Origin of the sequence: Bacillus paralicheniformis (assembly GCF_001042485.2) — a bacterium.
Classification (GTDB): Bacteria; Bacillota; Bacilli; order Bacillales; family Bacillaceae; genus Bacillus; species Bacillus paralicheniformis.
Genome location: NZ_LBMN02000001.1, coordinates 78,935 through 96,920 on the forward strand (window position 1 = coordinate 78,935; position 17,986 = coordinate 96,920).

Below are 17,986 nucleotides of genomic sequence, written 5' to 3' on the forward strand. Positions count from 1 at the left end.
AGAGGAAGATGCCCCTGCGGACTAAGCAAATGAGGAGGATTTTCATGAAAACACAACTCAAAGTGATCGAGGGTACTCGAAAGCCAGACCACTACTCAATCTACCACAGGATGTTTCAAAAAGCGGTAATTGAGAGTGCGAGAAAAATACAAAGAACTAATCAAATTGATACAGACGATTTCAAGAAAATCGCGTTTGCTGGAATCAAGATGATCAACCTGGAGAAGGCTAGATCACGCCGTTTCCTAGAAGTAAAGCTGCGTTTAATTGAGTTCATTCAAACCGTAATAGGAAAGCTTACACCCGGAGAATTGATGCAGATGTTCCCCATCCGTAAGCAGTATGATGGTGAAAAGTTTGGAATGAAAGACTATTTCAGTACCATGCATGCTGTCAAAGAAAAAGGAATAGACAATTGCATAGGAACGGAAGAAGAGGTATTCGATTTCCTTTGGGATTATCAGAATCCGGATATCACTTTATTCATGGTTACCTTAGTATCGACAGTTAGTGATTTAGGAAGAGCCTCAGGACAAAAAGGTCTGTTTGAAGAATTCGCTGATAAAAACGACATTGCTATAGATGTTATGACCCATTGAAGGGAGGTGAGAAAATGAAGATCAAAACAAAAGAATGGCTTGCTTTAAGCGAGGCGGAACGTTTTATGAAGATTTATCAAGCATTTGTGAAGAAGCATATCTAAAAATCAAAAGGAGGTAGGAAAATGGAAAAACAAAATAAATCAACCCCTGCGGCAACAGAGGTTGAAAAGGTTCGGGGTGATCATATGGATAGCAGAAGATTTCATTTAATTGGAATTATAGTCAGTAGTATTTGTGTCATTCTGTCTCTTACTGCATTAATTCTGTCGCTTTTATAAAATCGCTTCTTCTTGCTTTTACAGGAATTGTATAGTCTTTTCTTGATGTTTTAATTGTTAATTCTCCATCAATTTCGTTCGTTGTATTACTCAAGTAAGGAATCGTCAAAAATATTATTAGTCCATATTCTGAAGAGTAAGGGCTCAAATTTACAGGTGGTTTTAAATTTTTAAACTCGGCTATTTCAATTGATGCTTCTTCATCACCAATTTGAGAAATAATATATTCTTCTCCAGGTCTATGATGTCCCTTGTAAAAGACAGGGTCCTCAAATTTTGAAGAGGTAAATTGGTATTCGTAAATGGATATAGGTTGTTCGCTTTTATTCACGAGACTGAGCTCAAGTATTAATCTGTAAGGTTTCCCGTAGCGATCGTTACCTTTGATGACTTTGAATAAAAAAGCATCTAACACATTTATTTCTAGTTTCGGAAAAGTAGAGAAGTATTTTAGTAAGTGAACAGCCAATGTAAATAAAGAAATGACTACTGCAATTATTGACAGAATTGTTGAGATCTCCAAATAAATACACTCCTATCTTAGATGGTAGGAACATTATACCAAAAAAAGAAAGGTGGTACGGGTATGAACCTAAACCGATTTCTAAAAACTGACCGCGAAAAGGCGGAAAGGCTGTTCATTTCAACGCGAGATCTTATTGCGGAATTGCCTGCCGCGATCGAGGAACATGATTTTGAAGGATGTGTAGAAATTGCGGCAACAATCATTTTAAATTGCAAGGATCTTAAACGGATGGAGCACCCGGAACAGGTTGTTCGGCTTCACGAAATCGCGTCCAAATTTGCGAACAGGGGATTAAACGTTTCAACTGTAAGGAGATCGTTTCAATGAATATTGAACATCCAATGGTCACGGAGATCAACCGTTACGGATATCCTTTGGAATATTTGAAAGACGAGGTAGAAAAGGAGGATGAAAATGGATCAAAAACAGATTGACTCAGTATTGCACCTTGTCGAATATGCATTGAGAAATGGTGGGAGGATTGACATTGTCTATCACTGTAAAAATGAAAAGGCAGCTCTTCAAAACGTGAAAGATGCCGCTGAAAATTTGAACACAGAGATTAATCAGCCTTCCTATGATAATAGCTTTTGGTACGAGACTGAAATTAACAGGAAAATTCAAATGACTGCATTTTATCCGTCAGCTTATGAATAAAAAAGCCGCCTTGGCAGAGGCGACTAAAAACAAAACTCACAACATCATTTTAAATGGTGTTTAATACAAAATCAATACAGGAGGTATATACATGAATCCATTACAGGCATTTGAATTAAGTGAAATTTCAAATAAAAATGAAGCGCCGCAGGAGGAACGTCCACAGTTTGAGATTACGGACATGAATAGTCTAAATTGGGCGTTTCGGAAAATAGCTGCTTTAAAGACACAGGAAAAAGAAATCAAGGCTCTGGCGGCAACGGAAAGGCAGCGTATCGATGAATGGGAAACTCAGGAGCTAAAACCTGTCGCGGACAATCTGGCGTTCTTTGAAAAACTGGTCAGCGTTTATCACTCAAAGCAGCTCGAGCAGGATCCGAAAGCAAAAACACTTTCCACACCTTACGGTAAGTCAAAAAGCCGCACAATTAAAGAGCAGCCTAAGCCAACCGATAAGGATCAGCTTCTCAAGCATGTGAAAGAGGCCGGTCTCACTGAATTTATCAAAGAAGATGTCAAATGGGGCGACCTTAAAAAATCTCTGTCCATTAAAGAGGTGGACGGCAAAAAGGTTGTCGTTGATGAAAATGGACAAGTTGTTCCGGGCGTAGAAATAGAACCTGCCTCCACAAGCTTCAAAGTGGAGGTGTAATAGATGTTTCAAGTCACAAACGCACAGCGTGAAAAAGAAAAGGCAATTGTCGGCTTTATCGGGCCGAGTGGATCCGGAAAGACTGCCGGCGCCCTGCTTGTCGCTTACGGAATGATGCGGGAAGCATACCCGGATGCAAGTGATAAGGAAGTCTGGTCAAAGATTGGTGTTGTGGATACTGAGCACCGTCGCGCCAAACTGTATGCAAACTTGCAATTTGATGATGTACGGATTGGCAGCTTCAAGCACATCGATTTTACACCGCCTTATACCACAGAACGGTATCAAATGGCTCTTGAAGCAATTAAGGAAGCCGGTGCAGAAGTTGTCATAATTGACTCGCTTTCCCACAATTGGGCGGGGGAAGGCGGCATTGTTGAAAAACATGGGGAAATGCAAGGTAACTCATTTCAAAACTGGGGTAAACTTGCGCCCGAAACTACGAAATTAATAAAAACGTTAACGCAAAATGACGTCCACATTCTGGCGACGCTTCGGACCAAAACTGAGTACGTTGTTGAGCCGAACAGTGAGGGGAAAATGGCGCCGCGTAAGGTCGGGACCAAGCCTGTGCAAAAAGACGAAATGGAGTATGAATTCATGCTCAATTTCAATATTGGTATTGATCATTTGGCGGAAACTTCCAAAGATAATACCCGCATGTTTGAAGGCTCTTCTTTTAAACTCAATCCAGAAGTCGGCCGCAAGCTTTACCAATGGCTTGAGCTCGGTATTGACGTGAAAGCAGAGGAAGAAGCCGAACGGATTCGATTGATTGATGAAATTAAAACAATCGTCGCCGGCAACGAAACAGCCGCCCAGATGATTGAAGAATTTCAGATCAAAGCAAATAAAAAACTTGATCAATGGACTATTAAGTTGGCATCTGCCGCACTTGATAGATTACAAGCTTTAAAGACTAAGGAGGAAAAATAATGTTTACAGTAGACCACAGCAAAGGTGAAGCTTTTGAACCGATTAAACCAGGAGAATACGAAGCGACAGTTATCAACTTTGAAGCCAAAACGGCTGCATCCGGAAATGAGCGCCTTGTCGTAGATTATGAAATTCGTTCTGACGTTGAGCAGCCATGCCAGGGCCAGAAAATTCTATACGACAATTTCACCGTTACGGAAAATGCAATGTGGAGATTTCACCAAGCATCAAAGGCCGCGGGTTTTCCAAACGGAATGCAATTTAAGGATCATATCGAATGGGCCAAGGCGTTTCTGAATAAACCGGTTCGCCTGCTTGTCGGGGAAAGAGAGCATAACGGCAAGAAATATCCGGAAGTAAAAGCGTTTAAGCCGTCAGAAGCGCCAGCACCGGAAACCGAACCAATTAATATCAGTGACGATGATGTACCGTTTTGATCATAAAAAACACATTTGAGGGAGTGTATAGCTCCCTCGTTTTTAAAGGGGAGTTATCACATGTACGAATTTAAGAATATACCGCAAGAGTTAAAAAACGCCCCTCAGTGGATTTTATGGCGTTCCGAAGAACGTGACGGTAATAAAACAAAAGTGCCCTACCAGATTGATGGCAGCATGGCTCAATCCAGTAATAAAAGAACCTGGTCGACGTTCCCGACCGTTTTGAAATTTTATAACGATCGAGATTATGACGGGATCGGCTTCATGTTTTCAAAAGATGATCCGTTCATCGGCATAGACATAGATCATTGTGTGGAGGATGGTGTCTTGTCCCCGTTCGCTGAGAAAATTGTTCAGGCGATTGGCAGCTACACCGAATATTCACCCAGCGGCAAGGGCGTCCACATTATCACAAAAGGTAAGATCCCATTGCGGGGGCCGGGCACAGGTAGGAAAAATCCTGAACTTGGGCTGGAAGTATACCGCCACGGCCGTTATTTCACCTTTACCGGCAATAGTCTCGGGATCGGGGCCGTTGAAGAACGAACGGACGAGCTCAAAGAGCTTTTCGAGAAATATTTGAAGGACAAAAAAGAAGAATCGAAACCTTCCAAACTCCCTGCTGCTTCATCCCGTGATATGAGCAACCTCTCTAATAAGGAGATATGGGAAAGGATGTTCAACAGCAAGAACGGGAAGAGCATTCAGGATCTGTTTAACGGTCATCTGATAAATGATGATCACTCGGCCACAGATATGGCTTTGTGTAATCATTTGGCATTCTGGACGGATAAGGATCCCGCAAAAATGGATTCAATGTTTCGCGAATCAGGTTTGTTCCGGGAGAAATGGGATCGACAGCATTCATCCGATGGCGCTACATATGGAGAAATGACCATTGCCGCGGCCGTTTATTCTACTCATACGACAATTTCTGATTTGCTGGAAGAGCAGCAGGAACAGCCGTATGAAGTATATATTTCCCATCCCGAAAATTCTCAAGTTGAGGATACCGAAGAGATCATTGACACTCCGCCGGCGTTTCATTTGACGGAGCTCGGCAACGCGGAACGAGTTGTCTACTACCACGGAAAGAATATTCGATATTGTAACGAGCTTGACTGGCTGATCTGGAACGGCAAGCGATGGGAAGAAGACAGCAAACGAAAAATTGAAGCCATTACCGCTAAGACATTACGGGCGTTGTACGGCGAGGCTAAGGCCACAGAAGACAAATTCCGAAAAAAGCAGCTGAACGATTGGGCGAAGAAATGCGAGCGCCGCAACATACGGATGAACACAATTTTAGATGTTCGGCCAATGGTTTCAGTGAGGAAGCAGGAACTGGATTCCCACAAATATCTTTTTAATTGCGATAACGGTGTGATCGATCTAAAAACAGGCGAACTTCTGCCGCATGATCGGGATCTGCTTTTCACGAAAATATCTCCTATCTCTTATCAAACTGATGCCGACTGCCCGAACTGGAAAACTTTTTTGGAAAGTATTTTTATAGATGACCAGGGCACGCCAAACTATGAAATTATTGATTTCATGCAAAAGGCAATTGGCTATTCACTGACCGGGGATACCACGGAACAAGTCATGTTCTTTCTATTCGGGAACGGCCGGAATGGTAAATCAACTTTTATCAATACGGTTCAGCACTTGTTCGGGGACTATGGCCGTCAGACAAACAGTGACACCTTCATTAAGAAGAAAAATGATAGTGCCATAAACAATGATATTGCCCGGCTGGACGGCGCCCGGTTTGTGTCGGCCGTTGAGAGTGAAGAAGGGCAGCAGCTGTCTGAATCGTTGGTGAAGCAGATCACCGGCGGCGAAAAGATGTCGGCGCGTTTCCTGCGCCAGGAATATTTTGAGTTTACGCCGGAATTTAAAGTCTTCTTTACCACAAACCATAAACCGATCGTGAAAGGCAGCGATGAAGGTATTTGGCGCCGGATCCGGCTAATCCCGTTCACTGTCACGATCCCAAAAGAAAAAGTAGACAAGAAGCTGCCGCAGAAACTGGCCGCGGAAATGCCTGGGATCCTCCGCTGGGCCGTTGAAGGCTGTTTGAAGTGGCAGAAGGAAGGCCTTGGAGAGCCGGAAGCGATCAAGAAGGCAACAGATGGCTATCGGGAGGATATGGACATTCTCGCCCCTTTTCTTGCTGAAAAGTGTGTCACTCATCCGGCTGCAAAAATCGAAGCAAAGGAACTCTATAAGGAATACAAAGATTGGTGTTATGAAAATGATGATGTTGAGTTAAAAAACCGTGCCTTTTATCGTCAATTAGAAATTCGAGGTTTTAAAAAAGCAAAAGGAGCAAAAAACAAGACATTTATTCATGGAATAACATTAAATCAGTATGCTGAAGGAAGATTTTTAAAGAATAATGATGGGCGGGTTACTGAAAGGGTTACTGAAATCACTACAAAAAGCAACCCAGATAAGATTACTTCAATCAATAGAAAGAAGCTTTAAACGTTGATATATAAGGGTTTATCAGAGATTTACATTATTTAGGGGTTACTGAGGTTACTGAATTTTCTATGTTCCATCTACTGAAAAAAATAAATAAAAAAATAAATATATATATTAATTATTATTTATAAAGCTTAATAGTGAAATAGAAAAATTCAGTAACCCTTTAATCAAAAAAATGTCTCAATCCATTGATATGACTGGATTTCGAGTGGGTTACTGAAATTTTAATTTGATAACCCTTTTAGTAACCCCTTTTTAAAAGAGGTGAAAAAATGAATTGCGCAGATACTATTGAGGATTTCATTAAAAACCAATGTATTCGTTCTTGTGGTGGGAAGGTTGAAGCCAAATTGCTGTATGTTGCATGTAGAGAATATTTTGGTTTACGTGAAAACTCATTTATCGGTACTCGGACGTTTTATGAAATATTAAGACAATTAAAATATGATCTTAGAAAATCAACTGGAAATAAGCTCTTTGTTTTCGGTATAGCATTAAAAAGTGGTGATTCCAATGCACCCAAAACAAATTTGTGATGACCTTGCCTTTTTGGGTTCACCTTTAGTTCTGGATGGGGATGACCTTTATATTGAGCATCCGGAGAACGTATATCCGGAGCTCGAGGAATTTGTCCAGTCACATAAAAAACGGCTCATCCAGTATTTAAAAGGTGAATACTCAATGCAGGATCATAAAGTCAAACAGACCATTGATAAAATCATCAATTATTTTATGGGCATAGATCAAGAAATGAATCCAAAAATAGACGACTGGTTCAATCATGAGTGGGATGCGGCAACTAAAGCCGCGAGATTGCTTGTTCTATTTTGGGAGAACGGCTGGAGAGATCTGAACAGCTCCGTTTCGAATTTTGAGGATGAAGAAACGGACAAACTCTCTTTAGAAATCTATGAAAGTGCCATGTCGTACTTTAAGGGGAAGAAAGCATGACGATTATTCACTATAACTATTCGGATACAGAATTAAAAAATATTCTCGACAGCATGATCATTATTGTGGATACGAGGGAGCAGAAGAACCAGCATGTTCTTGACTATCTCCGCAAAAAGAACGTATCCATCAAGTTCAAAGGGATGAAGACGGGCGATTATTCCGCCATGATCCCGAAAAACGAGGAATACGGGATCAGCCGGGACATGTATTTGAACGCTGCTATCGAACGGAAAAATGGAGTTGATGAGCTGGTTCAATCCATTAAGGACCGTTCTCGGTTTGAAAATGAATTGATCCGTGCAGCCAAACACCCCTTCACTCTTCTTGTGGAGGATCTGGAAGGCTACCAAAAAATATTGAACGGAAAATATCGCTCACAATATAAGCCGCAATCTTTGCTTGGCAGCTTAAAAACGTTTGAAGTCCGTTACAATTTCTCAACCGTTTTTATTAATCCGAGCGCGACCGGAAACTATATCTATCACCATTTTCATTATATGGCCCGGGAGCTGTTAAAGGGGGGCCTTGTGTGAATGAATTAATGAAGGCCCTTTATTGTGAAAGGAAAAAGGACGAGCTTAAAGCGCGGCTGCTTAAAATGGGGTATTTTAAAACACCTGACGGTCGGCAGCTGTATGAGCTTTCATTAACTGAATTAGACGAAATATTCAAAAAGAAATTAATTGAGAGGGGAAAATGACCCATGGCATTTGTGGGTTTTGAAGAATCACAAGAGGTGCGGCAGCTTGCCGAAAGTTTAATCGATAAGCATCACCCACATTTAAAAGATGCAAAGGAACACATCGGTTTTTACATTCGGGAAGGTAACAGTAAATGGGCTGGGAAGGCGAAAAAATGCACGGCCTTTGAGCGCCATATGACTGATTACATGCTTTTTGTATTCATCAATAAAGAAGCCTGGAAGACGATGAACCAAGAGCAGCGCGCCGCCCTGGTCGATCATGAGCTTTGTCATTTTACCCGCGCGGAATGGGAGGAACCGGATCCGAATGATTCAAGCAAATGGGTTACTATGTACGGGCCCACAGAAGATCCTGACAGTTGGGGGATCCGCGAGCATGATGTTGAAGAGTTTTCAGAAATCATTGAGCGTCATGGCCTTTGGGAAAAAGGGATTGAATCATTTGCTGCTGCCGTCCGAGAGGCTGACTATCAAATGAATATTGATGATGTGAAAAGACTTCAAAGGGTGAAATGATGGGAGGTAGAACGGATGAGAGAGATTAAGTTTCGATATGTGTTAAGAGATCGGGCGACCGAGAAGATTTTCGATAGATTTCTCAGTTTAAATGACTTAGAAACAGGTTTAGAGGTTGCTTATGACTTTGATTCACCAAGATTTATAGACTGTGAATTGGTTGGTCGATGTGAATACACCGGATTGAAGGACGAAACTGGCCGGGAGATTTGGGAGGGAGACATCCGAAAAGACGGTTGGGGGAGAAAATTTAAGGTTGTTTACGACAACGATTTAGCTGCATTTTACGGTGAATATATTAACGGGCCTTCTGAGTCTCTTGCCGATTGCGGGCCAGATTCGGAATATCTTGGAACAGTCTTTGAAAATCCTGATCTATTGGAGGCGGCGAGCGCCGATAAGGAGGAGTTATGATTTATCTAATTATAGGAATCGTCATTCTTGCCGCTCCATTAATCTGGATAGAGATTATGGAAAGACGGATTCAGGAATGGGAAAAAGAAAAATGAACGAATGGAGGGAAAGGATGTCAAAAGAACAGCTATCTTTTCTCGATGATGTGGATGAAAAAGCCGTTCGAAAAATAGTCATCAAAGAACTGAAAAATTACCGCGCTCTTAAAGTCCAATTAGAGAATAAAAAAGAATGTTCGTCTGCCGGCATAAACATTTTCCCTTCCCTCCGGGATTCATTTACCGTTAATGAACTCAAAGTCAAACAGATGGAACGGGCTTTACAAAACAGCTTGGACGATGAGGAACGTTTAATTATCGAAAAGAAATACCTGACGGCTGCCAGGGTGAAAGACATCAATATTTATATGGAACTCGGCATGAAAAAGGATACCTATTATGAAATAAAGCAGCGGGCAATCTGCCGTATTGCAACAGCACTCGGAATTATCTGAGTGCTTTTTTCATCGAGAAAAACCCGACAAAATCCCGACATTTTTCCGATAATCGGGGGGATAAAGAGGGGGAATTTTTATGCGTAATTTGTCGATAAGATTTACTTATCAAGAAATAACGGGATACGCACCATTCCCTTATCAAGGTGAATTCGGATACTCAAATTAAGGCGATGAAGAATGAAGCCAAACGGGAGGAGCATTCTGAGCCGGATCGCGCTAGTCTTGCGGCTTTGGTATCGGGAGATTATATGAAGTATGTTTTTTGGACATGCTGCCTTACAATGCTTGGCTTCCTCCCGGAGTATGTGTAAGGCGCAAATTTGAATAAGCGTTTAGCGTAAGGAGGAATTGTACAACTAAGATAAGAGGACAGTCCAAGACTGGACTATCGAGTATTATGGTATTAAGCGAGTAGACAAGTTTATTTTTTAAAATTTATTGCATAAAATAAAATACATCGAGAATTACCCCTTTTTTCAAGAGGTATCCTGAAGGATGCTTCTTGTTTTTTTTGAATGAATTCGAATAGACAAGCTGCAAATATGGATCGAAATCAATAATAAATATATTTACTTCTCACCTTTCAGTTTAAGTATCCTTAAAAAATTTTTGAGGATACTTTTTTTGATTTAGGCTGTGGATAGTACTCGATCGGACAAATATGGGTGATTGTAATGGTACATGTATACACTGTTTATCATAGTTTAATAATGAATATGATCAATGAATGAAAGGAGAGCTTAGTCATGTTTCATTGCAAACCAAATGTGATGCCGCCAATTGTACACCCGACTAATTGTTGTCAAACTCATACTTTTTCTAAAACAATTGTGCCGCATATTCATCCGCAGCATATAACAAATGTGCATCATAAGCATTTCCAGCATGTGCATCAATATCCACACACTTATTCTAGTTACGATCCTGTTACACACTCTCATACTCATTGTGGTAAACCATGTTGTAACTAGTGGGATTAAACAATATCTGTATGGTTTACAGTGCATCATCATATATAGCACCCAAATGAAGGGTGCTTTTTTATGTTCTCTGTAAACCGGGTCCAGTAAATCTCAGAATAAACGATTGGCGGCCAATGAGAGCCTCTGAGTGTGGGCCTGGTTTAGAAAGAATATATCCAGGCGCTTTCCCACAAGGGAGGGCGTTTTTTATTTGAGGGAGATGATCCAAATGGAGTCAAAGTGCGAGCATTGCGGCGAGGTTCATGGGGTTTTATTGCGGGAGGAGAAAAGGGAGAATGGTGTTGAAATTGGGTATATTCAATGCCCCGCCTGCCAGCATAGGGCTGTGTTCTCTGTGATCACTCCACAAATTAGAGAGCTGCAAAAACGTATCAGAAGTGTGAAGAGTCAGTACGACAAAGCCAAGAGGCTAAAGAAAGCCGAGCGTCTTCTTGCAGAGTATTTCAATTTAAAGGAGCGTATTGGCCTACTTATGCAGCCGTTAATCGATCAAGCAAATGAAGAGCTGGACCAATAAGTGTTTGACACTAAAGGAGGATTACAATGCCACCTAAGCCGTTAAGGGAGTGTAAGGCCTATGGGTGTAAGGCCCTTACCCGAGAGGGCTACTGCCCTGACCATAAGCACGTCCAGCAGGAGGAAACGAAACATTACAACAAACATTCAAGAAACAAAACAATAACAAGTTTTTATAAATCAACTGAATGGAAACGAACAAGAGAACTTGTTTTGCTTCGTGACAATCGTCTTTGCCAGCAATGCTTGAGAGAACACCGATTCACTCCTGCCGACATGGTCCATCATATTGTGGAGGTAAAGCAGGACTGGTCCAAGCGTTTAGACCTTTCAAATCTCGAAAGTCTCTGCAATGCCTGCCATAACAAGGTTCACGGCGACCGAAGCAAGTCGGTCAAGTAGGGATACCCCCCTATAAAAATCCTTGGGAAACAACCGCCGCGGGAACGGCGCCCCATCTTCTGCAAACAAACACCGCTTTTCAAAGTTTCCAAAAACGCAAAGAACCCTCCCGGCACATTTGCCGAGAGGGCTTGATATGACTGGTTTTGTTGTCACCTTCATCATAGCATGCTTGGTGAAAAAAACAAGCATAAAATTGCAATTTTTTTAAGAAATGAGGTGAGAAAACATGCCGAGACCTGCAAAATCCGCAGCCCTTCAATTAATACAGGGCAATCCGAATAAAAAGAATACGCAAGAACTGACCGCGCGGGCTAAATACGAACAAAAAATGAAAATGCGCGCTGACAATATCAAACCGCCTACCTGGCTGGATAAGGTGGCTAAAAAAGAATTTAAGCGGATTGCTGCTTTATTATCTGAGGTGGAAATTATGACGGAGGCGGATATCAGCATGTTGGCTGCCTACTGTAATGCATATTCTCAGTACATCTCTATTTCGAAAATTATTGAAGAAGACGGCATCATGATTCATACAGAGGGTCAAGATGAAAACGGAGAGCCGATCAAGTTGGTTGGAGAAGAGCACCCTCTGCTGAAACGGCAGAAAAATTTCTATGATCAAATGAAATCGGCTGCAAATGACTTTGGGCTCACTCCGTCTGCACGTGCCAAGCTCGCGATCACGAAAACCCAGGAAGAACGGGAGAAGACTTTAGCAGAAAAGGAGTTTAGTAATGTATGAATACAATTAAACAGTTTATGATTGATTACTCGCGCGATGTGATATCGGGCGAGATTGTTGCGTGCGAAAAGCATATATGGGCTTGTCAGCGGTTTTTAAATGATATTAAAAGAGAAGGAACAAGAGAGTTTCCTTACGTGTTTGACGATGAAAAAGCCCGTCGCTTTCTTTACTGGATGACGCAATTCAAACATACAAAAGGGCCATTAGCTGGTGAAAACATAGTTCCAGATCGTATTCAAATCTTTATTTTCGGTAATGTTTATGGCTGGATTCATAAAGATACAGGATACCGCCGTTTTACAAAAGTGTATTGGCAAGTTGGCCGTAAAAATGCAAAGACTCAGAGTCTAGCATGTGTTGCATCCTATGAAGCAATGGCAAACAATGAGAAAATGTCTGAAGTTTATATAGGGGCAACAAAGACGGAGCAGGCTCAAATATGTTGGAAGGAGATAAAAGCCCAAATAGAAGGGTGCGAACTTCTAAACAAACCTGAGCAAAAATACAGGATTGCATACAGCACCATTGAACACCCAAAAACAAATTCAACCATCAAAGCTTTATCTAAAGATGCAGGGAAGACCGGTGACGGATTTAACCCGCAATGCGGCATAATCGATGAATATCATGCTCATAAAACGTCAGAGATTTACGATATCCTGGAGTCGGGGATGGGCGCAAGAACGCAGCCGATCATGGTTATTATCACGACAGCGGGGCACGAGTTAAACAATCCGGCCTATCGTGTGGAGTATGATTATGTTTCACGTCTTCTCGATCCAAACAAAGTAGAGACAAATGAACAGTATTTTGTCATGGTGAACGAAATAGATAAAGACGATGACATAAAGGATGAAAGGAATTGGATAAAGGCTAATCCGATATTAGCTTCTCATGAAGTTGGGAAAAAATATTTGCGAGATCGTCTTGAAATGGCTCTGGCTGTTCCTGAAAAGATGAGGGATTTCCTGACCAAGAATATGAATGTTTGGGTTAATATGCGCGACGGTGGATACATGGATATGCAGGCTTGGAAGGATTGCGGATCTGATCAGTTCCCTGATTTATCCGGCCGTGAGTGCTATGTAGGGATTGACTTGTCAAAACGAATTGACCTGACAGCTGTCTCGTTTATTTTCCCATTGGATAATGGGAGCTTTGCTGTGGATAGTCACGGTTTTATGCCTGAAGATACCTTCTATGAGCGCATGAAGACAGATAACGTGCCGTATGATTTGTGGAAGGAAAAGAACTGGTTAACCGTCACCGACGGCGCTGTTGTCGATTATGACTATATCAGGGCTTACATTAAAAAAATGGAGAAAGAGAAAGGCTGGCGGATCAAAGAAATTGCCTATGACCCGTATAACGCTACACAGTTTGCCCAACAGATGGAGGCAGACGGATATGTGATGATTGAAATTCGGCAGGGTGTTGCCACACTTTCAGAGCCTACGAAAGACTTCCGCGAAAAAGTGAAGGCGAAAAAGATCATCCATAATAAAAACGATCTGCTGACTTGGGCTATGGGGAACGCCGTTACAAAAGTGGATGCCCAGGAAAATATAATGCTGGATAAGTCCAAGTCCACACAACGGATTGACCCGGCAGCCGCGCTTATTAATGCACATGTTCGGGCTTCACAAATTGATACGGCGATCGACTTAAACGCTTATATTCAGTCTGGATCTTTCAGTCTGTAGGGGGTGAGCACTTGAAAATTTTAAAAACCTTACAGCTATTTTTAGAGGATATCTTGCTTATTGCGGGCATGGTATTCATTTCAATAGCCATATATCGAATAAACGTAAACGCGGGTTTAATCGCAACCGGTGTTTTTTTATTTTCTCTTGCCAGCTTGGCAGGATTTGTTCGTCAAAAAAATAAGGATGAGGGAGGGAAATAGATGCTATTAAGCCGTTTAAAGAGCGGAATAAAAAATGAAATTGCTGAAGAGGATAGCGGTTCCCTTCTCCATCCGGTTGATTGGTTCAAAAATATTTTTGCTGGATCTGAAAGCGCATCTGGTGAAAGGGTATCAACAAAAACGGCCGTTCTTCATCCGGATGTATATGCCTGTGTGATTGTTTTGGCGGATGATATTGCAAAACTGCCGATTAAACTTTTTCAGAATCAAAATGGAAACATACAACAGGTTCAAAATAAAGTCAGCGATATCATTCTGAACAAAGTCAATGACTATATGACAAGCTTTGTGTGGAAGCGGCTTTTGGTTACAAGGCTTTGCACTTGGGGAAACAGCTACAACCTTTTACTTTTTGATAAAGACGGAAATGTGACGGGTATCAGACCATTGGATCCGGAAGCAACCAACACAAATATTGATCCCGATAACGGGCGTGTTTGGTACTCCACAACGATTGACGGCAGATACCGTGAGTTTTTTTATGAAGAGGTGCTGCATTTTAAAAACCTGTCTCTTGACGGAATTGTGGGGCAAACTCCGATTTCAGTTATTCGGGACAATATAGGGTCAAATAGAGCTGCGACAAAATTTAACGCGAAATTTTACAAGAATGGCGGTGCACCGTTCGGTGTTGTTAAAGCGCCGACCCTTTTAGATCGAAAAAGTAAACAAATTCTTAGAGAAGACTGGGAGCGGGTGAATGCGGGGCAGTCTATTGCAGTTTTAGACGCCGGGCTTGATTATTCACAGGTAACCATGCCTATGAAAGATGCCCAATTTATTGAATCGATGAAATGGAATCGCCAACAGATTGCATCGATTTATAAGGTGCCTCCGCATAAAATAGGTGAGCTGGACAGGGCAACATTTTCAAATATTGAGCAACAATCCTTAGATTATGTCAAAACCACTTTACAGCCAATCGTCACAAATATTGAACAAGAGTTAAACGATAAGGTTTTGACAGAGAAGCAGCAGGGAGCTGGCTATTACTTTAAATTTAACCTGGAATCAGAGCTTCGCGGGGATAGTAAATCACGTGCTGAATTTTATAAAACGATGCAAAGCGTAGGCGCCTTTAGCGTCAATACTATTCTTCAAAAAGAGGACATGACAGGTATCGGGGAGATCGGCGATGAGCATTATGGAAACTTAAACCTTGTTCCCCTTTCAATTATGAAAGAGTATCAACTTAGCAAGGTCAAACGGTCTTCAAATCGCCTGAAAGGGGGTGATGGCAACGGAACAGAAGAAGAAAAACAAGTATTGGAACATGAAGGTTCTGAATGATTCGACTGCTGAAATCACGCTTTACGGTTCTATTACTGGCGAAGGATGGTTTAGCGAGAGCTCGTCCAAGGCCTTTCAGGCTGAGTTGAAAAGTTTAGGTGACGTGAGCTCTATTGATTTGTACATTAATTCGCCCGGTGGGGATGTTTTCGAGGGGCAGGCTATTCATTCGATGCTTCAGCGTCACAAGGCAAAAATCAATGTCTATGTGGATGCACTGGCTGGAAGTATTGCTTCTGTCATTGCAATGGCGGGGGACATCATCACGATGCCAAGTAACGCCATGATGATGATTCACAACCCATACATGGGGATGGTCGGGAATGCAGCGGAATTCCGGAAGGCAGCCGATGATCTGGACAAGATTACTGAAAGTATCGTTTCCACATATCTTGCGAAAGCAGGAGACAAACTGGATGACGCGACTTTACGCCAGCTGCTGGATGAAGAAACCTGGCTTACTGCTGATGAAGCTTTAAATTATGGCTTGATCGATGAGGTTTCAGAGTCAAAGGATGTAGCAGCCTGCATTGATCATCAGGTGCTGGCACATTTTAAACATGTTCCAGGCAAAATTGTTGCTCAATCTGCTGCTGGAAATTCGGCTGAAGAAACAAGCCCGAATGAAATACTAAAACAAAAGATCAATATGAAACTTGAACTCTTAAATCTTTAAGGGTTCTTTTTTATGCCATTTTTAAGGAGGATAAGCATTTGAAACAGAAAGAACTTTTGAAACTCGATATTCAATTTTTCGCCGGGGGCGGAATGTCTAAACAAGAACGAGCATTACGTCAGGCTTTGGCGGAAAAGCGTACGAAAATTGAAGCATTGACCGATGAGGGAAAACTTGATGAAGCCAAAAAACTACTTGCAGAAGCTCAACAAATTAAAGATCAAATTCAGACATATGAGGATTTACGAAACATGCAGGTTTCATATGCACAGGAAGAGCCGCAGCAAGATCCAGAGGCAAAGAACCCGCAACAGCCAACGGATGATATCGCTAAAACAGAAGTGAAGAATCATGTTAAACTTTTTGCTTCCGCCCTTAGAACAGGCAAAGTACCGCAACCTCTTGCCGCGATGAAAGAAGGTGTGGATGAGGACGGCGGGCTTATTGTACCGCAGGATATCTCCACGAAAATAAATGAAAAACGACGTCAATTTGATACGTTGGCAAATCTCGTCGATGTCATTCCGGTATCAACAAACAAAGGGTCAAGGGTTCTTGAAAAACTAGCGGATATCACCCCGTTAGTAAATCTTGAGGAATTAGCAGATATTGAAGAATTAGAGAACCCTAAATTTGAAAACATAAAGTATAGCATTAAAGACTATGCCGGGATTTTGGTTCTTTCTAATGATTTGCTTGCAGATACACAAGAAGCGCTTTTGCAGTACCTTTCTAATTGGCTTGCCAAAAAGTCGGCCGTGACCCGCAATACGTTGATTCTTAATCAATTAGGAACACTTGCAAAAACCACAGTATCGAAGCAGGACGACATTAAAGACATTCTCAATGTCAAACTTGATCCGGCTATTAATGCCACGACTAAAGTTGTCACGAACCAATCAGGATTTAACGTGTTAGATAAACTGAAAGACGCTTTCGGCCGTTACCTGCTTCAACCGAACCCTACTGATCCAACTAAAAAATTATTGTTCGGTAAGCCGGTATCCGTCATTTCTGATAAGTATTTGCCAAACGGCGGTACAAAAACGACTCCAAAATATCCATTAATCATTGGAGACCTTAAAGAAGCTGTCAAACTCTTTGATCGTCAGCAATATTCCATTTTAACGACAAATGTCGGTGGTAAAGCATTCTACCGTAACTCTACAGATATGCGAATCATTGAACGTGAGGACGTTGTACTTTGGGACACGGATGCTGTTGTTTACGCGGAATTTGCATCTATTAAAGACGCTGTTCCCGACAATGAAACTCCAAGTACCGGCGACACAGAAGATAAATCAGTTGACGTTGGAAAATAAAAAATTGAAAAGGATGATGAGATATGGCAGATCAATTTTTAAACCAAAGTAACGGAGTCTATACTTCTGCAGAGGACGACGGTACAGGAAAGCCGGTAACACCGGTTTATTTGAAAGGAAACAGCGAGGATAATCCTTTGTACATTAAGGGAATGCAGGGGGAACCTGGGCCGCAGGGACCTCAAGGGCCAAAAGGGGACAAAGGAGATACCGGCCCGCAAGGTCCACAGGGAGAGCCAGGACCCCAAGGCCCGAAAGGTGACAAAGGCGATCCGGCTGACATTGGAGAGAAAAGTATCCTACATGAAATGCTTGCGGACAAGTCTGTTAGAAGCAACAACATCGGAACCGGCAGCGTCATGCTGGATCACTTTAACAGCGAAGTAAAGGCCGTTTTTGAAGGTCTACAAAAGCAAATTGATGAGCTCAAAGGCGGCGCATCTAGTTAACGAAAG

General features: G+C 41.9%; 26 protein-coding genes. 25 read left to right on the top strand and 1 reads right to left on the bottom strand.

All coding sequences use genetic code 11. From position 1 onward, the window contains the following. The first annotated feature begins 44 nt into the window (after positions 1-44). Together ACH97_RS00415 and ACH97_RS23305 are read left to right on the top strand one after the other, a co-directional pair. Positions 45-599 carry a hypothetical protein gene (locus ACH97_RS00415; RefSeq protein WP_048350315.1) on the top strand — a complete coding sequence of 185 codons (555 nt, stop codon included), beginning with the start codon at positions 45-47 and terminating at the stop codon, positions 597-599. Between the two features lie 125 nt (positions 600-724). Next, complete coding sequence (locus tag ACH97_RS23305) at positions 725-880, top strand: hypothetical protein (protein WP_155266364.1); 156 nt, start codon at positions 725-727, stop codon at positions 878-880. Here the strand turns inward: ACH97_RS23305 and ACH97_RS00420 are convergent. After that, entirely contained in the window at positions 852-1,403 is a 552-nt protein-coding gene (locus ACH97_RS00420; RefSeq protein ID WP_048350607.1) for a hypothetical protein, read from the bottom strand. The two genes, ACH97_RS23305 and ACH97_RS00420, sit on opposite strands and share 29 nt — an antisense overlap. Before the next feature lie 63 nt (positions 1,404-1,466). Between ACH97_RS00420 and ACH97_RS00425 the strand changes: the two genes are divergently transcribed. The 23 genes from ACH97_RS00425 (at position 1,467) to ACH97_RS00525 (ending at position 17,980) form a co-directional block, all read left to right on the top strand. Continuing rightward, complete coding sequence (locus ACH97_RS00425) at positions 1,467-1,733, top strand: YqaH family protein (RefSeq protein ID WP_009330095.1); 267 nt, start codon at positions 1,467-1,469, stop codon at positions 1,731-1,733. Positions 1,734-1,820: 87 nt separating this feature from the next. Then, positions 1,821-2,063, top strand: coding sequence for a hypothetical protein (locus tag ACH97_RS00430; RefSeq protein ID WP_048350606.1), 243 nt, complete (start codon positions 1,821-1,823; stop codon positions 2,061-2,063). A gap of 91 nt (positions 2,064-2,154) precedes the next feature. Next, positions 2,155-2,715, top strand: coding sequence for a host-nuclease inhibitor Gam family protein (locus ACH97_RS00435; protein WP_048350605.1), 561 nt, complete (start codon positions 2,155-2,157; stop codon positions 2,713-2,715). A 3-nt stretch (positions 2,716-2,718) separates the two neighbouring features. Beyond that, entirely contained in the window at positions 2,719-3,651 is a 933-nt protein-coding gene (locus ACH97_RS00440) for an AAA family ATPase (RefSeq protein WP_011198320.1), read from the top strand. Beyond that, the gene (locus ACH97_RS00445; RefSeq protein WP_003185383.1) at positions 3,651-4,088 is read left to right on the top strand and encodes a DUF669 domain-containing protein; all 438 of its coding nucleotides are present in this window, start codon (positions 3,651-3,653) and stop codon (positions 4,086-4,088) included. Before ACH97_RS00440 ends, ACH97_RS00445 begins: the two co-directional genes overlap by 1 nt. A 60-nt stretch (positions 4,089-4,148) precedes the next feature. After that, complete coding sequence (locus ACH97_RS00450) at positions 4,149-6,581, top strand: phage/plasmid primase, P4 family (RefSeq protein WP_048350604.1); 2,433 nt, start codon at positions 4,149-4,151, stop codon at positions 6,579-6,581. A gap of 275 nt (positions 6,582-6,856) precedes the next feature. After that, positions 6,857-7,120 carry a hypothetical protein gene (locus tag ACH97_RS00455; RefSeq protein ID WP_016886542.1) on the top strand — a complete coding sequence of 88 codons (264 nt, stop codon included), beginning with the start codon at positions 6,857-6,859 and terminating at the stop codon, positions 7,118-7,120. Continuing rightward, positions 7,098-7,535: a hypothetical protein gene (locus ACH97_RS00460; protein WP_044789372.1), complete on the top strand. Its 438-nt coding sequence runs from the start codon at positions 7,098-7,100 to the stop codon at positions 7,533-7,535. Before ACH97_RS00455 ends, ACH97_RS00460 begins: the two co-directional genes overlap by 23 nt. Further along, positions 7,532-8,071: an ERCC4 domain-containing protein gene (locus ACH97_RS00465; RefSeq protein WP_009329253.1), complete on the top strand. Its 540-nt coding sequence runs from the start codon at positions 7,532-7,534 to the stop codon at positions 8,069-8,071. The genes ACH97_RS00460 and ACH97_RS00465 overlap by 4 nt, the downstream gene beginning before the upstream one ends. Next, positions 8,068-8,238, top strand: coding sequence for a Fur-regulated basic protein FbpA (locus tag ACH97_RS22575; protein WP_071583658.1), 171 nt, complete (start codon positions 8,068-8,070; stop codon positions 8,236-8,238). The genes ACH97_RS00465 and ACH97_RS22575 overlap by 4 nt, the downstream gene beginning before the upstream one ends. A gap of 3 nt (positions 8,239-8,241) precedes the next feature. Continuing rightward, on the top strand, positions 8,242-8,757 hold the full coding sequence (locus ACH97_RS00470; protein ID WP_048350603.1) for a putative metallopeptidase: 516 nt from the start codon (positions 8,242-8,244) through the stop codon (positions 8,755-8,757). Positions 8,758-8,772: 15 nt separating this feature from the next. Then, positions 8,773-9,171: a YopX family protein gene (locus ACH97_RS22580; protein WP_048350602.1), complete on the top strand. Its 399-nt coding sequence runs from the start codon at positions 8,773-8,775 to the stop codon at positions 9,169-9,171. A 112-nt stretch (positions 9,172-9,283) separates the two neighbouring features. Next, positions 9,284-9,664: an ArpU family phage packaging/lysis transcriptional regulator gene (locus ACH97_RS00480; RefSeq protein ID WP_003185369.1), complete on the top strand. Its 381-nt coding sequence runs from the start codon at positions 9,284-9,286 to the stop codon at positions 9,662-9,664. Between the two features lie 749 nt (positions 9,665-10,413). Beyond that, complete coding sequence (gene cotD, locus ACH97_RS22585) at positions 10,414-10,638, top strand: spore coat protein CotD (protein WP_006637235.1); 225 nt, start codon at positions 10,414-10,416, stop codon at positions 10,636-10,638. Positions 10,639-10,858: 220 nt separating this feature from the next. Beyond that, entirely contained in the window at positions 10,859-11,167 is a 309-nt protein-coding gene (locus ACH97_RS00485; protein ID WP_048350608.1) for a hypothetical protein, read from the top strand. Positions 11,168-11,193: 26 nt separating this feature from the next. After that, entirely contained in the window at positions 11,194-11,568 is a 375-nt protein-coding gene (locus tag ACH97_RS00490; protein WP_021837717.1) for an HNH endonuclease, read from the top strand. A 229-nt stretch (positions 11,569-11,797) separates the two neighbouring features. Next, on the top strand, positions 11,798-12,313 hold the full coding sequence (locus ACH97_RS00495; RefSeq protein ID WP_003185364.1) for a phage terminase small subunit P27 family: 516 nt from the start codon (positions 11,798-11,800) through the stop codon (positions 12,311-12,313). Next, positions 12,310-14,019 carry a terminase large subunit gene (locus ACH97_RS00500; RefSeq protein ID WP_003185362.1) on the top strand — a complete coding sequence of 570 codons (1,710 nt, stop codon included), beginning with the start codon at positions 12,310-12,312 and terminating at the stop codon, positions 14,017-14,019. The genes ACH97_RS00495 and ACH97_RS00500 overlap by 4 nt, the downstream gene beginning before the upstream one ends. Before the next feature lie 11 nt (positions 14,020-14,030). Next, positions 14,031-14,222 (top strand): DUF1056 family protein, encoded by a 192-nt coding sequence (locus tag ACH97_RS00505; RefSeq protein ID WP_003185361.1) that lies wholly within the window; start codon positions 14,031-14,033, stop codon positions 14,220-14,222. After that, entirely contained in the window at positions 14,223-15,533 is a 1,311-nt protein-coding gene (locus ACH97_RS00510) for a phage portal protein (RefSeq protein ID WP_003185359.1), read from the top strand. It abuts the gene before it with no gap. Then, positions 15,478-16,209, top strand: a complete 732-nt coding sequence (locus tag ACH97_RS00515; RefSeq protein WP_021837714.1) for a head maturation protease, ClpP-related — start codon at positions 15,478-15,480, stop codon at positions 16,207-16,209. The genes ACH97_RS00510 and ACH97_RS00515 overlap by 56 nt, the downstream gene beginning before the upstream one ends. Before the next feature lie 38 nt (positions 16,210-16,247). Further along, the gene (locus ACH97_RS00520; protein ID WP_048350601.1) at positions 16,248-17,531 is read left to right on the top strand and encodes a phage major capsid protein; all 1,284 of its coding nucleotides are present in this window, start codon (positions 16,248-16,250) and stop codon (positions 17,529-17,531) included. A 23-nt stretch (positions 17,532-17,554) separates the two neighbouring features. Continuing rightward, positions 17,555-17,980 carry a collagen-like protein gene (locus ACH97_RS00525; RefSeq protein ID WP_003185353.1) on the top strand — a complete coding sequence of 142 codons (426 nt, stop codon included), beginning with the start codon at positions 17,555-17,557 and terminating at the stop codon, positions 17,978-17,980. Positions 17,981-17,986 lie beyond the last annotated feature (6 nt).